The following is a 15,181-nucleotide window of genomic DNA, read 5'->3' as shown; positions in this document are numbered from 1 at the left end:
TAAAAATGTGTTTTTTGATTTTTTGTATTTGTTATTTTTTGTTTAAGGTTATTGATTTAAATGGCCATGTACAAGTTTTAAGTACCTTCTATAAGGTGAATTAGACTATACTGGTATTATAGTTTAAAAGTCAGTGTGTTAAGTATGTTATGTTTAGTCAAATAAAAGGTGCTTGTGTCTAAAATTAGTGTAAAGCAAGAAGATTCATTATCCATTAAGTTTATTCATCAATTAGAAGTTGGTGAGAATCGTCATCTTGGGCTGTATTTCTTCTTTCCAAAAGAGATGGGGATCAGTACTAAGAGCTTAGATGAAGAAGAATATTATCACTCAGGGATCACGGGAAGGCGTTCATATCATTCTCCAGGGATCCACCTTCCCTTAGTTCAAAGCCGCTTTATCAGCCAGAAAAAACGAACCATTGAAGAGTTTCGTTTGTACTTGAATTTATTTGCTTATCAATTTGCTGTAGCGACGGAAACTGATTGCAAAGAGCTCAGGCAAATAGAAGTGGCCAGTGAATTTTATCCTGCATTTAATGAACTATCGAATCAAATTTTTCAGCTGTTAAAGCGTTTTAGGCGTAATGAGCCTAGCGATCCTAAATGGAAGTCATATTTTGAAAATGCAGATAACTACCTTTCTTGGCTTTGTGAGCAAGAGTTATTGAAATTGTTAGCACATTCTCCAAGAGATAGTGCGTATAGTGAAAGTTATGATGATATTGTTCAATTTTGTCGTAAGGAAAATGAATACCGCAAACAGCGCCAATATAATTCAGTTCAAACGATTAAAGATCCTAATCGTATCGCGAATAAAATGCTATTGCTGAGACGATTGATCCAGCAAGGTGTAGTATTGAAAGAAGAAAAAAAATTGTTAGGTGTTGGCCTTAAAAAAATGACGACAGGTGTTGCAACGGCATTAGTGATGATTGTTGTTTCCAGTTTAATTATTAAAGCCCAAGGTGTGTTTAGCGGACTCACCACCAGCTTAGTGCTTTCTCTTGCCGTTATTTATGGATTTCGTGAAATTTTTAAAGAAGATATACGCAATGTGTTATGGAAGTTCATTCGTAAAGGTCGACCTAGGTGGAGTCGAACATTATTGGATACGACGAGTAAATCACTTATTGCTAAGCAACTTGTTTGGTTAGATTTTATCCGTAAAAGTGATTTGCCTGTGGCTGTTGCCGATATATTAAAGCAACGAAATAAACAAAATAAGGTTGACTCAGAAATTCTGCATTATGGCGTTTACACTAAAGTCACCAATAAAGATTTTCTTGCGGGCTATTCAACGATTCAAGAACAAATCAATTTTAGTTTATCGCCTTTTGCTCGCTATTTAGAGAGAGGAAAAGCGAAGATTTATACTGAAAGCGATGGAAAGGTCAGCCATGCATCCGTTGAAAGGCGTTATCAAATTAACGTGATCGTAGTGTCAAGAATGAATAAACAAGACATGCGATATGCACGATATAAAATTACCATGAATCGCTCCAGTATCGTTGAAATAAGTGAGAGTGAACTACCCAGTCAATTCACCCATCTTAATGACCTTTCTTAGGAGGAGAAATACTTAAGGGATCATGCCGTGTAAAAGCTTGGCAAATGTTATGTTCGCCCGTTTGTTTAGCTCGCTTTAGTGCAACTTCGGCATTGCTTAAAAATTGCTCTAAGGTTTGGTTTTCTTGGTATGAAGCGATACCAATACAGATCCCGTCTCCTAATCCATTGGCTTGCAGTTTATTCAGCGATTCAAGAGCAAAATAATGGGCTTGATCGGCATCAGTATTAGGTAAAATAATAATGAGTTTACCTAATTGCCATTTGGCTATCTGATATCGATGAGGTAAGTCCCTAAAGAGTTGAGACTCGACCTCTCTTTGTCTATTTTCTATTTGGGCAATATCACTGATATGGCTTAACATGCTTTCGGCAGTAATATCCAATAACAGTAAACTTGAAAACTTTTTGTTAAGCGGGCTCATATTATGAAAATAATCATCAAGATCCCTAAGGCTAACTAGAATAGTACTGCGATGGGGAATGAGTTCGCCTTCTTGCAAGTAGTTATTTTGTGATAAAGTTCGCTCAAAGGTACTGACAATGTATTCAATTTCCCCTGACTCATCTAAATAGCCTTTTAAGGTTGCTTGAGTCGTGGTTTCTAACTGTTCATTTCCTTTGCTATCTATGGTACCTGTCCAGCTACCTTGGGAAAAAATCTGCTGAGTGATTTGAGCCCAGTTTTTACCTAAATCTTTATCTAACAATTGGGTTAAATTTTGATCTTGATGATCAGCGATGTTAACCATATTATCAAAAGCGTGATTAGCTCTAATAATGAGGCCATTAGCATTGGATAATACTGTTGGCACTGAATTTTCGGTGATCAGTTGATTAAGGTAAACTTCTTTTTGGTATTGTTTTAATTCACTGATATCCTCAAAAGTCACAATCATGTAGCGATATAGTTTATCGGCATTAGGTTTGAGGTGAATTTTAACGATTAAGATTTGCTTGCCCTCAGGATCGATCTTTATTTCGCCTTCCCAAGATTCATTTTGCGTAAGTAATTCAAGCACTTGTGCATAAAATTCATCTTCTAATTGTAAAATGCGCTGTAAGCTTCTGTCTGTTAACTCATCTGTTGCTTGTTGTAATAGCTTTCCAGCGAGTTCATTTGCGGTGATCACTCGGCCATGATCATTGACTATCATGCAACCGATATCAGCGTGAAATAATTGATTCGACAGCTCTAGGCTAAACTGCCTTGATCGCAGAACTAAATGATATAGATGGGTTAAAATGATTGCTAATGCCCCTAATAAGGTCAGCAAGACAGCGGCAATAATTAATATATTGCGCCATTGATGAAACTTGGCTGCGATATCACTATTGCGCACATAGGAGATTAGAAAGTATTCTCTGCGGGTTTCATACTGTGTTACTAGTTCAATTTTTAAGTAGACAAATGTTGCGTCTTCACCATGAAATTGGCCAAAGTTACTCATGGCCATCTTTCGCCATAAAGCTGGGTAACTTTGTTTTAAACTATCGCCTAAAGCACGAGGAAAACGGTTAATTTCAGGTTGAGTGTTGGCACCAGAATAAAGTAAACCTTGGGTATCAATCATCATTAATGGCGCTTTTTGGCTAGAAAAAGCGGGCTTAATACTATTAACCATTTTTGAAACGGAGTGATAAGTGACTAAATAACCCTGTATTTGATGTCCATCTTTTTCTAACCAGGCTAATTGGTATAAATAGGGCTCTAAAACACCATCAATTGGGGTGAATTCAAGAGGGGAGGTGTAAATTTCATTTTCTCCCATATTTCTTGAATTACTTAATAAGGAAGGCGGTAACGACTCTTTACCAAATTCATCCGTTGTTGCAAAAACAAAGCGGCCTTTAGTATCATATAAAGCGACACCGAGTAATGTCGGGACATTGTTGACCATGACCTGCCATTTCTGTTTTAAATAGGCTTGCTTATTTGTTGAAGGGGCGTCTAAATATTCTTCTAATGACTCAGATTGTGCCAACATTTGAGTTCTAAACTGTTGAAAAGAAATTCGATCTGCCATTAACCCACCAACGGCTTGTAATTCAGCGTAACGTTGTGTTGCCCAGTCTTCCTGTAAGCGTCGTTCACCCAATGTAATGATAATGCTGGTAACAATAATCACAGCCACAGCTAACATACACAGCTGACTAGCGAGTCCGAGTAAACGTTGGTGAGTCCAATGTAGGCCTTGAGCGTGGATAAGGACGGGTAAATTTCGCTTTAGCATTAACCTAATTTAAATGATGATTATTTTACAAGCCATGTTAGCACGAAACCATCTGATATACCCAGTAAGCAGTTTTCTATTCAGTAAAAATTAAAACAGTTCGGCAGGTTTCATGGTGAGTTTTTTAATTTAGGTTGCTATTGAAATGTTAACATTTCAATTTCTGGCATATCGTTAACGATTATGTTAACAAAAGTAAATAAAGGTCATTAAAAAGACACAAAATAAACGCTATGGAGCGTTTATTTTGTGGGAAAGGGAACTTTTTAACGAAGGTGACTTATTGATCCTTGTGTTGAGGTTGCCACCACCAAGTGAATATTGTCTTTGAAGTGACTTTGATGTCATTGAGCACTATATACAGTATAGGCACTAAGATTAAGGTAACAAAAGTGGCAAATAATATGCCAAAAGCAAGAGAGGTTGCCATTGGGATCACAATCTTGGCCTGTAAACTTTTCTCCGCTAAAATGGGCACTAAACCTACAAATGTCGTAAGTGATGTTAATAAAATAGCGCGAAAACGATGACAGCTAGCATCAATTGCCGCTTTTAAAATAGGATAGCCTTCAGCGCGTGCACGGTTCACAAAATCCACTAAAATAAGTGAATCATTCACAACGACTCCCGTTAATGCAACGATACCGCACAAACTTAATACACTTAGATTGATACCCATAATGAAATGACCAAATATGGCCCCGATAAAACCAAAAGGGATCACTGACATGACAATTAATGGGTGGCTATAAGATTTAAGCGGAATAGCCATGAGTGCATAAATTGTAAAAAGCGCAAAAAAGAAGCCTTGTATGAGCCCGATTAGTGCATCTTCTTCCTCGGCACTGCCGCCATCAAGTGCCGTTGAAATATGAGGATATTGACGGATTAACTCTGGGAAGAAATCTTTTTGAATTTGTGCGACAACTTTAGAAGGCTCTACTTTGCTTTTGTCTGCACTAGCGGTAATCGTGATAGCGCGTCGACCATCGACTCGAGTAATGGAAGAGAAAGAATCACCCAGCTCAATATTGGCAGCTGCAGAGAAAGGAATGGCATCACCATTAGCTGTACGAATAAGCATATTTTCTAAATGGCCTATGGTACGTCTTTGTTCCAATGGATACCGTACCATGACTTTGACTTCTTCTTTATTCCGTAAAATGCGCTGTGCTTCATAGCCGTAAAATCCATAGCGTACTTGGCGAGCAAGATCGGCTAATGTTAACCCTAGGGCTTCAGCTTCTGGGCGGATCTGCAAACGGATTTCTTGACTGCCTGATGAGAAGTTATCAGTAATATCATATACGCCTTGAAAAGTGTTGAGTTTCGCTTTGAGGGCGTCGGCAGCTTGTGAAAGTTCAGTGAGATCATTAGACGTTAGGCGAAAAGAAATATCACCGCCACCATTATTAGTTGTGGCGTTGATGGTTAATTTTTTGACTCCAACCAATTCAGGTAAAGCTTTGCGCCATTTCGCTGCAATATCATTTCCAGTAAGCGTGCGATCTTCTGCCTTAGTGAGCTCAGCAAAAATAAAGGCGGATGTTCTAGAGTTTAGGCTAATAAAAGAGTGCTTAACCACTTGCGCGCCTGTTTCTTTTTCAAATTCAGCGTTAATGGCATATAAGCTATTTTCCAGTGCTTGCACTGCATTTAGGGTGTTTTCTTCCGAACTGCCTGTATCCATGTCTAGATTGACTTGAATAAAATCGGAAGGAATATCAGGGAAAAAGACCCAGCGGACTTTGCCACTAGTGACCAGTGTAATAGAAAGGATAAGTACGCCGATAAAAATGGCGATAGTATTGTATCGATTCTTAATACAGCGGGTTAAAAAATCACGGTATTGATGATGAATAAAATAATGTAATTTTTCATTGAGCTTTATTTTTAACTGTTTAAGTTTATTTGGATTAGCGTTGGGCTTTTTCGCCTTCATATGGGCGAGGTGAGCGGGTAAAATCAGTTTTGATTCAATGAGAGAAAAGATCAAGCATAAAATGACCACCATACCAATAGATTGCCAGATAATGGCTTGGGGGCCTGACACTAGCAGCATAGGAATAAACGCCGCTATAGTGGTTAACACTCCAAAAGTAGCGGGCATGGCGACTTTTTTTGCGCCTCTAATGACATTATCGAGGGAGTGCCCTTTTTCTTCAATTTCACTGTATGCGCTTTCACCTATGACAATGGCATCGTCGACGACAATACCTAGCACTAAAATAAAAGCAAATAATGTCAGCATATTAATAGATAAAGAAAAAGGGTCTAATGGCATGATGAACAGTGCACCAAGAAAGCTAATAGGCAATCCCATCATGACCCAAAATGCGAGCCTTAAATCTAAAAAGAGGGCTAAGATGATAAATACTAATAAGGCACCATAAAAAATATTAGAGTACATCATGTTTAGACGGCCTTGAAGATAATGGGTTAAATCCCCCCAAGTATCGAGTTTGGCGCCAGTGGGCAATTGCAGTCTTTTTTCTTCGACATAGGCTTTAACTTGCTTCGAAATTTCCAGAGCATTTTGATCATCAACGCTTAAAATTTCGATAATGGCAGCTGGGTGTCCATTAAAGCGAGTGTACCCTATACGCTCTTCGAATCCATCTTTAATCGTGGCCACTTGGGGCAACATAATTCGGCTACCATCAGGGAGCGTGCTCACGACTATTTGAGAAAATTCTTCGCCAGTATAGGCCTGACCTTTTGTTCTCAACAAAATATCACCATCAGTGGCACGAATAGCACCACCGGGTAAATCAATTGAAGAATTTTGTACTGCTTGTGCTACCTGTTCAAATGTGAGGCCGTATTCTCGCAATTTATCTTCTGATAACTCTATACTGATTTCATAATCCCTTACTCCACCAATTTGTGCGCGAGTAATAGCGGGAAGTGCAGCTAATTCATCTCTAATAGATTTGGCCATCTCTTTCATTTGTTGCTGGCTTAAATCACCATATACCGAGAGCCAAATAACGTTATTTTCAGGTTTAATTCTATAAATTTGGGGCTTTTCAGTATTCGCGGGAAAAGTGGATATGGCATCGATGCGTAATTTTGCTTCATCGAGCACATCTTGTGGATTATAGTTATCTTCCACCTCAATCGTGACGGTACCTTCACCCTCACTGGCTATGGAGGTGACTTTTTTAATGCCATTAAGATCTTGAATAGACTCTTCAATTTTAATATTGATGCCTTCTTCAATTTCTTGAGGTGCAGCGCCAGGATAGGCAACAGAAACCCTAATGGTATTGAGTTCTGAGGTGGGGAAAACTTCTTTATTAATCAGTAATGCACTAAATAAGCCACCGATGATAAGCGCTAGCATAAGTAGGTTTGCAGCGACATGATTACGTGCAAACCAAGCCATAATTCCTTTTTCAGTATTCATGACTTAACGACCTTAGCTAACTCTTTTGACGGAGCTCCTTGAGTGGGATTATCTTGTTGTGACTGGTTTTTATTGCTGATAACTTTAACTGTTTGACCATTTTTTACATTAAATAATCGTGTCGTAGAGACTTTATCTCCGAGCCGTAAACTGTCTTTTATATACACGTAATTAAGATCAGTACGCACAATATTTACCGTACGTATTTCAACTTTGTTATCGTTATCTATGAGGGTAACTTGATTATTATGGACAAGATTTCGTGGTAATTTAACGAGGTTTTCTACGGTACGGCCGGTGATTTTAGCGGTGACAAAACTGCCGTATTTTAGTTTAGTGGTATGGGTATTTGAATCACGTCTCAAATAAGGATCCTTGACTTCAGCGACCAAGTAAATCATTCTATTATCGGTATTAATAACTCCTTCACTTCGAATGATTTGCCCTAACCAAGTGTGTGTTTGGCCGGCGAGTTGTGTGCTGAGCTCCACTTGAGTGTTGGGGCGATCCACTGACGTAAGGTAAACTAATTCACTGTCAGTAATCGGTAACCTAATTTCTGCTATGTCAGTATCAAACAGTTCTCCCATATTGGTGCCTAGAGAGACATACTGACCTAAATCGATATTTCTGTTTTTGATAATGCCATCAAAAGGGGCACGAATAATAGTGCGTTCTAGATTACGCTCAGCTCTTGCCAATGAAGCTTTGGCATATTTAACATTGGCTTGTTCTTTTTTAAGGTGGGGGATCCTCAAACCGAGTTCGGGAGCCACTTTACTGTCGTAGCCTTTCCAATCATTTTTAGCGACTTCACCCCTGGCTTTTTCTTCGTCTAATGCCGCTAAAGCTTGAGCTAGGGAGGCTTGTGCCTGCATCAGATCGGCTTCATAATCTGAGGGCTCAATACGGGCTAACTTTTCCCCTTTTTTGACGATACCACCTGAAACAAAGTTGTCGGAGACATCAATAATACGTCCAGCAACTTCAGTGACTAATTGGGTTTTATATTTAGGGTTAACGGTGCCATAAGAAGATAAATTGAATGGCATGGTTTCAGGCTGAATGTGGATCACATTGACTATGGGAACGTGATCTGTAGTAGGCTTTTCTTCAGGAGGTGTTTTGGTGCTATTTAATAAGAAAGCAGTCAAAATAAAAACAATGAGAATGAAAAGAGGAAAAAGCCTCCTAAATAGAATTTTTAACATTAATGTCGCCTTTGTGAATGAAAGTTTCTTATTATTACTCTATAAATTAACAGACTCTGGTGATGGGATAAAATGATTTTTGAATTTTAAATGTATCAAAATCCTACAGAGGGGAAAGACATTCAATAAAAGGGCGGTTAGCTGTGTAATTAAAGTTAACCTTATCATTCATAGTGGTTATGCTACTTAATTCTTGGTGGTTATTTTTTATACTTTATGAGAGTCGGTCAACTTATTGGTATGATCTTTTTAAGCCTAAGATACATTTGTAACAAAGAGTGCTTAAAGGGAATAGTGCCTTTTTATTTTCACTCTTTGTTACCAATTGAAGAAGCAAAAATTACTTCTTTTTCTTCTTTTTATTTTTCTTGCTGAAACTTTTATCTGTGACTTTCACTTTTTTCTTTCCGGGTGGCTTAGCTTCTTTATTTTTGGGTCTGAGTTCTTTGATATAACGGCGCTTTAATGGCTGTTCAATATAGCGTTCAATTTTGCCGACGACACGAATATCATGAGCTTCAACGAGTGAAATAGCCGTACCTTTCGCCCCTGCACGTCCCGTGCGACCGATCCTGTGTACATAAGTGTCTGCTGAGCGAGGCATATCAAAATTAATGACATGGGATATGTCATCCACATCGATACCGCGGGCGGCGACATCGGTTGCAAGCAAGACGTTCACTTCCCCTTTGGTGAAGCGACCTAAAGCTTGAAAACGTTGTTTTTGTTCCATATCACCGCGCATGAAACTGCAGCTAATACCTTCACGTTGCAATTGGCCTTCTAGGCTGGCAACCGCTTCTCTGGTTTTGACAAAGACAATGGCGCGCGTGACATCTTCTTGACGTAATAAGTGGCATAACATAGCAAACTTATGGTGTTTGTCATCGGCAATATGGATCCACTGATGGATTTTTGCTTTTTCACTGCGCGGGGATTGGGCTTCAATTTTTATGGGGTCGGTTAGAAGCTGCATGGAAAAGCGGTTGACATCACTGCCTTCTAATGTGGCAGAAAAAAGCATGGTTTGTTTACGACCAACTGATTCAATCGCTAAGGTTTCGACTACGGCTGAAAAGCCCATATCCAGCATTCTGTCAGCTTCATCTATCACGAATACTTCGACTTCTTCGGCATTAAAATGCCCTTTATCTAAATATTCCATTAAGCGGCCGGGGGTTGCCACAAGAATATCAATATTATTTTTTAAAGCTTCTTCTTGAGGCCCATATGGTACGCCACCTGTAATAATGCCAATATCAAGATCGAGATCCGTTGATAAATGCGATGCATAGCGATGAATTTGGCTCGCAAGTTCACGGGTAGGGGTGAGGATTAACACTCTTGCTTGACCACTAAAGCGTCTTGGAAAGTCGATTAAATGTTGTATTGCGGGTAACAAAAAGCTGGCTGTTTTGCCTGTACCTGTCGGAGCTCGAGCTAAAATATCGCGTTGCTCTAAACCCATAGGGATAGTTTTTTGTTGAATGGTTGTGGGTTTATCGTGACCCATAGCTTTAAGTGAGTTTAATAAACGAGTGTCAAGATCAAGATCTTCAAATAGCATGTGCGGCGCCCCAATATATTTCAGCGACACATTATATAGACTAACGCTCACAACTTAAATCCTCTTATGAAAATACTTATTGATAAAAAAAGCCATTTCACTATTACAATTTTAAGTAGAAATTCTGCGTGAGTGCTTGCATTTCATTTGAGTATTGACCTGTTGGCATACGAATATTGAGGTGCGTGTTAACAGGAGAAAAATATTGAGTTTGTAAATCCCCATGTTGTAGGTTTATGAGATGTCGGTTAGGTGCTTTGCCTTCGATGCTGGCGACATTAACAAGTTGGATGGTTTTGAGCTTAAAAAAGCTGAGCCGTACAAGAAAGTCTTTTAGGCTCGCAGAAGGCAAAATAAGGCTAGCGATTCCATCTGGGCCTAAGAGTTGCTTTATTGCGTTGAGTAACTCATCAAAGTTAAGGTTGTCTGTGTGCCTTGCTCTGCTCCGCGCTTTGAGTTGTGATTGAGGCCCATTCGTAAAATAAGGCGGATTGCAAATAATGTGATCAAATACCCTATGGCTAGTAATAAAATGCTGAATTGCACAGTGATGAACCTTTAATCTATCGCTCCATGGCGATGCATTAAAATTATGCTCGCAATCATTCACGGCTTTTTCATCCAGTTCTACAGCAGTGATCTGAGCTTGACTGCGCTGAGCGGCCATTAAACTAAGTAGACCACTGCCTGCGCCGATATCCAAAATAGTATCAGCTTGTGTGAGTGGAGCCCATGCACCTAATAATACGCCGTCTGTACTGACTCGCATGCCACAAAGAGAATCATTAATATGAAATTGTTTAAAGGTAAAAGGCATAATGAGTCGATTGCTGACTTAATCAATTTAGCGCTTAAGAATATAGGAAATGAAGTCTAATAGGTAATGATATATTAATCGATGAATCGAAGATAAATAAAAATTCTTCTCTTATTTACTTACTTTTATTATATTTTTAACTTGCATTCGTTTATTAAACGAATTACTTATTCTTTTTAGCTATATAAAAGTGTATAATTTTGATGCGTATCATTATAACGATAAGTTTTAATTTTAGATAATTGAAAAAAATAGCATTTTGTGCTTTGATATGCGACTAAACCATAGAGGCACTGCTTATTTTGGGTATAATTTTGAGGTACAGGGATGCAATTAGGCGATTATTTTTTAGATCGAGAAACCATGCTGCTTCATTGTGGTGATGAAGAAAAAGCGATAGAACCTAAAGTTTATGATGTACTCATGTATCTGGTTGAAAATAGGCAAAGACATATATCCATTACTGAGCTTCATGAAAATGTTTGGAAAGGGCGTTTTGTCTCAGACGCAGCTGTTCGAAAAATAATCAGTAAATTGCGATTGTTATTTGATGATAATCATAATGAGCCTAAATATATAAAATCACTTTCTAAACGGGGTTACCGTTTAATTTGCCATGTGGATTTAAATAAGAAAGCCATTAAAAGTATTCCTCCTATTCCTGATCTGCTTGTTTCGGATTATTTAGACGCCAATAGAGATGAGATAAATTCAGCTAACAATGTTTTAGTACAACCTTCTTTAGAACCGATCTCAAATAGTGCTTCTTTAAGTCAGCATTCTCAGAGTACTGACATTACAAGTAGTGTGAATAACCCCCAATCGAGTCAGGCTAATAGCCATGATGATCAATTAAAGGGCGACAAGGCTCAAATAAACAACCAGACTCATCATTTGCCTTTTTGGCACAGGTTAACATCATTTCAATTGACTGCATTAGTATCGAGCTTGGTTGTGTTTATTCTGGGGCTCAGTTACCTGGTTTATTTTTATGACATTAATATTACTCCCGATAGCCAATTAAGTTCAGAAGTCAATGCATTAGAGTCAAGTATCACAAGTGGTGAGAACCACAAAAAAAGCACTGATGAGCAAGCACCTCTGGTGATGAATGAGAGTAATCTTTTAAAAACACTCACTGGGGACAAAATTGGCATTGCCGTCCATGATGATAAGCAGTTAACCGCTTTTGCCATGAAATTGGATGAAGGTGTGGGCTATCAAATATTTTTGAAAGACATGGCCAATAATAAAGTCACGCAACTGGTGCAAAATGTCACTTTTCCTTTATCTTTAACCTTTAATAAAGTCGGTGATAAGTTTTATTATATTGATCATGTTGAAGGCAGTTCATCCTTAATTGAATTTGATTTAGCATCTAACGAGCATGCCCGTCGTACATTAATTGAAGGTTATTCTGGCTTATATGATTTAAGCTTTTCGCCTATCATTGAGGATAAAATATACTTTACTGGAGAGCCTAATAAAGGTGATGGTGTATCGGGTTACAGCTATGATTTAACTTCCAAAGAAATAGTATCGGTAACAGAGAAAGTGTCTGACAACTTCAAGGATTTTAGAATGCAATTTTCTAATGATGGTCAGCAATTAGCCGTGCTAAGACTGGATCTAGGAAATAATCAATATGAAATACGCATTATTGACTTACCGCTAAATAAGGTGATTTATCGGCGCTGGTTTAAAAATAAAATCTACTATATTGAATGGCTCAATGAGCGTATGTTAGCCGTATTAGCGATTAAAGGGATCTTTAGTCTCGATATTACGACAGATACAGTAAAAGTGTTTAATGATGATTTTGACTTTCGTGCTCTAGAACTGGCTAAGAGTAATGAACATTTATATTTATTGCGTCGACAGAGCAGTGATAATCGCTTTGTGTCTAAAACCTTGCCCTTTAGCGAGTTTGTGACAGATAATATTATTGAAGATGATCTGGATTTAACCTTGATGGGTGGACAAAACAATAAGGATAAGGCTTTTTTTACTGGTATAACAGCAACCCATTATGTGCTCAGTCAATTCGATTATAAGACCAATAAGCATACAGAGTTAGTAAAAGTTAAAGATAAGCTTAGGTTTTTATATTCCAGTCGTGATGGGGATAAAATTCTCTACAAAGAAGATAAACGTTTAGTCTTTTTAACTTTGAGTTCAGGAGATAAACAATTTTTATCAACTAAACAGAGTGTTATCAGTTATGCGCGTTTTTCTAAAGATGAAACGGCAATTATTTACGGCGTTAAACAATATGATACTTGGGTGGTGAACCGCTTTGATATTGCTACAGGTGACATAACAGAGCTGTTTAATGGTTACCAAGATGCCATCGAATATCGAGAGGGTTATGTATTGGTGAATGATGATTTTGAACTTATTTTAGCGCAAAACGGCCAACAACAAGCATTAGGTTACAAGTTAAACAAAGAGTTATATAATTTAGTCTTTATCATGGATGATTATTTGTATTGGCAGGATACTGATTATACTAAAGTCACTTTTAATGAGCTGAATCTAGCGACCTTTAAACATGAGCAAAAAGAGTTTGATTTTTTACCGATAACGTTCAATATGGCTATTAATCAAGAAGCGGGGCGGCTTTGGTATAACTCAAGAAAGAGAAATTCTGAACTTTATCAATTTGATGTAAAACGATTTATTTTTTAAATTGATATCGTTAGAATGTAAGAATATATTAGTTAAAGCATTAATCACTCATGGCTGTTTTTCTAGAGTAGTAAGAGATGCAGCCTAGTGTTAGATTGAAGTAACGTTAGGCTGCACTTGCGAGTTGAATTAGCCAAGGGCATTCATAATATTCTTTATTGATGCGAGTTGAAATATTCGTTTATAACCAGATACTACTTGGCAATGACTTGCCATTTTCCTGTCATTCGTTTACTTCCTATTTGGTCATTTTTAATAAACGTCCTAATTTATACTGACAATATTTGTCATTTTTTATTATGGCAGTAGACAATGCTAATCTTGTATATTTCCACGACTAACTCATACATTTAGTAAGTTGAGTCTTATTTACCTTTGCTATATGACATCCATCGAGTATTTCACTCATGCTGACTAAATTGCTTGTGTCAGTATCGCTATGCACTCAATTTTTAATTGAGGTGTTATAGGTGGCCTGTTATTTTTTGTGTTTTTATCGTGTTAGTTCTGTGATTTTAGCTTGCAGGCGAATAATACATGAAATAGCACGCTAAAAGTTATTGTCTTGTTAACTGATTGGCCGGATAGTAATGCCATTGAATGAGCACTTATCTTCTAGAGACTTTTTCTTTTAGAGTGAGTTATTCGAGTCCATGAGTTGAGACATTTTTATTGAAATTCTGACTCGTTTTTAATTAAAGACAGAAAAAGTAATAACAAAAAAAGGATATTCGATATGAGAATGACATTTTTATTATTAATAAAAAAGATGACAGTATTGATGGCTGCTGGCTTATTTTGCTCTACTACTGTAGCGATCCCTATGGCGAAAAAAACATCTATTGATGACATGCCTGATTATTGTCCGGGAACACCTCTTTGCCAAGTAGAAGAGTAGATGATTAAATAGTCAATGTCTATTTTTAGTAGATTAAATGATATAGTTTTTTTGTAAGTTGATATGTTGTGCTAGCGTTGTTTTTAGCTGCCCGTTTTGGGCAGCGCCCTCTCTTGTTGTTTCTATTTTCTCTTTTTTACTTCATTGATGTGCCATTTCCATAGGCTGTGAACACTGATTCGATCAGGCTTTTCCATGCTGCTGTTTGTTCGGTTTAACGTGGTTCTTGAATGAAAACGGTTGTTTCTGTGCTTAAGTCAACATGCTTTTTATCTTGAAGTGAACTAGATTGTGCGCAATCATATTAGGAATGTTTATGATTAAAGGAGGGCGCATGTCTCAAATAACAAATAATGAGCAGCTTAGTTTGAATAACCAAATTTGTTTTTCTCTCTACAGTGCCTCAAATGCAATGATAAGGGCATATCGACCTTTATTGGACAAACTGGATCTGACTTATTCTCAATATCTCGTCATGTTAGTACTTTGGGAGCATGATGGGATCAGCGTCAAAACCTTAGGTGAGAAATTGCACTTAGACTCGGGGACCTTAACGCCCCTGCTTAAACGACTAGAAGGTAAGGGATTAGTGAGCCGTGGGCGTAGCATTGAAGACGAACGTATGCGAGTGCTTAATTTGACCGAACAAGGCTGTTTGTTAAAAGTTCAAGCTCAGTCTGTGCCAGAGATGATGAAATGTAAAGTTCAAGGTTTGGAGATGGATTTAGCCGCTTTTAAGCAAGCATGCGATAAGCTTCACCAAGTGTTAGCGGATAACCCGTAACTAAT

The 15,181-nt window shown here is 37.9% G+C and carries 9 protein-coding genes; 4 read left to right on the top strand and 5 right to left on the bottom strand.

Translation table 11 applies throughout. From position 1 onward, the window contains the following. Nucleotides 1-174 precede the first annotated feature (174 nt). Entirely contained in the window at nt 175-1,569 is a 1,395-nt protein-coding gene (locus Q0779_RS11285; protein ID WP_298772654.1) for a hypothetical protein, read from the top strand. Here the strand turns inward: Q0779_RS11285 and Q0779_RS11280 are convergent. The 5 genes from Q0779_RS11280 to Q0779_RS11260 all read right to left on the bottom strand — a co-directional run bounded on the left by Q0779_RS11280 (nt 1,553) and on the right by Q0779_RS11260 (nt 10,806). Continuing rightward, entirely contained in the window at nt 1,553-3,802 is a 2,250-nt protein-coding gene (locus Q0779_RS11280; protein ID WP_298772652.1) for a PAS domain-containing protein, read from the bottom strand. The genes Q0779_RS11285 and Q0779_RS11280 overlap by 17 nt on opposite strands. A gap of 280 nt (nt 3,803-4,082) precedes the next feature. Then, nucleotides 4,083-7,211, bottom strand: a complete 3,129-nt coding sequence (locus Q0779_RS11275; protein ID WP_298772650.1) for an efflux RND transporter permease subunit — start codon at nt 7,209-7,211, stop codon at nt 4,083-4,085. After that, nucleotides 7,208-8,422: an efflux RND transporter periplasmic adaptor subunit gene (locus Q0779_RS11270; RefSeq protein ID WP_298772649.1), complete on the bottom strand. Its 1,215-nt coding sequence runs from the start codon at nt 8,420-8,422 to the stop codon at nt 7,208-7,210. Before Q0779_RS11270 ends, Q0779_RS11275 begins: the two co-directional genes overlap by 4 nt. A gap of 340 nt (nt 8,423-8,762) precedes the next feature. Continuing rightward, complete coding sequence (gene srmB / locus Q0779_RS11265; RefSeq protein ID WP_298772749.1) at nt 8,763-9,989, bottom strand: ATP-dependent RNA helicase SrmB; 1,227 nt, start codon at nt 9,987-9,989, stop codon at nt 8,763-8,765. 103 nt (nt 9,990-10,092) lie between these two features. Beyond that, nucleotides 10,093-10,806, bottom strand: a complete 714-nt coding sequence (locus Q0779_RS11260; RefSeq protein ID WP_298772647.1) for a methyltransferase — start codon at nt 10,804-10,806, stop codon at nt 10,093-10,095. A gap of 327 nt (nt 10,807-11,133) precedes the next feature. Here Q0779_RS11260 and Q0779_RS11255 point away from each other — a divergent pair, with 327 nt between their 5' ends. From Q0779_RS11255 to Q0779_RS11245, 3 genes are all read left to right on the top strand, one after another. Beyond that, nucleotides 11,134-13,494: a winged helix-turn-helix domain-containing protein gene (locus Q0779_RS11255; RefSeq protein ID WP_298772646.1), complete on the top strand. Its 2,361-nt coding sequence runs from the start codon at nt 11,134-11,136 to the stop codon at nt 13,492-13,494. A 736-nt stretch (nt 13,495-14,230) separates the two neighbouring features. Beyond that, on the top strand, nt 14,231-14,392 hold the full coding sequence (locus Q0779_RS11250; protein WP_298772645.1) for a hypothetical protein: 162 nt from the start codon (nt 14,231-14,233) through the stop codon (nt 14,390-14,392). 334 nt (nt 14,393-14,726) lie between these two features. Next, nucleotides 14,727-15,176: a MarR family winged helix-turn-helix transcriptional regulator gene (locus Q0779_RS11245; protein ID WP_298772644.1), complete on the top strand. Its 450-nt coding sequence runs from the start codon at nt 14,727-14,729 to the stop codon at nt 15,174-15,176. Nucleotides 15,177-15,181: the final 5 nt, after the last annotated feature.

The organism is uncultured Shewanella sp., from assembly GCF_947491715.1.
GTDB lineage: Bacteria > Pseudomonadota > Gammaproteobacteria > Enterobacterales > Shewanellaceae > Shewanella.
This window is presented reverse-complemented; position numbering and strand designations above follow the sequence as displayed.

Bases quoted from the DNA above. Each gene is read 5' to 3' on its own strand.
- Q0779_RS11280 (WP_298772652.1), bottom strand. From the start codon at position 3,802: ATGCTAAAGCGAAATTTACCCGTCCTTATCCACGCTCAAGGCCTACAT.
- Q0779_RS11275 (WP_298772650.1), bottom strand. From the start codon at position 7,211: ATGAATACTGAAAAAGGAATTATGGCTTGGTTTGCACGTAATCATGTC.
- Q0779_RS11270 (WP_298772649.1), bottom strand. From the start codon at position 8,422: ATGTTAAAAATTCTATTTAGGAGGCTTTTTCCTCTTTTCATTCTCATT.
- srmB (WP_298772749.1), bottom strand. From the start codon at position 9,989: ATGCTATTTGAAGATCTTGATCTTGACACTCGTTTATTAAACTCACTT.
- Q0779_RS11260 (WP_298772647.1), bottom strand. From the start codon at position 10,806: ATGCCTTTTACCTTTAAACAATTTCATATTAATGATTCTCTTTGTGGC.
- Q0779_RS11255 (WP_298772646.1), top strand. From the start codon at position 11,134: ATGCAATTAGGCGATTATTTTTTAGATCGAGAAACCATGCTGCTTCAT.
- Q0779_RS11250 (WP_298772645.1), top strand. From the start codon at position 14,231: ATGAGAATGACATTTTTATTATTAATAAAAAAGATGACAGTATTGATG.
- Q0779_RS11245 (WP_298772644.1), top strand. From the start codon at position 14,727: ATGTCTCAAATAACAAATAATGAGCAGCTTAGTTTGAATAACCAAATT.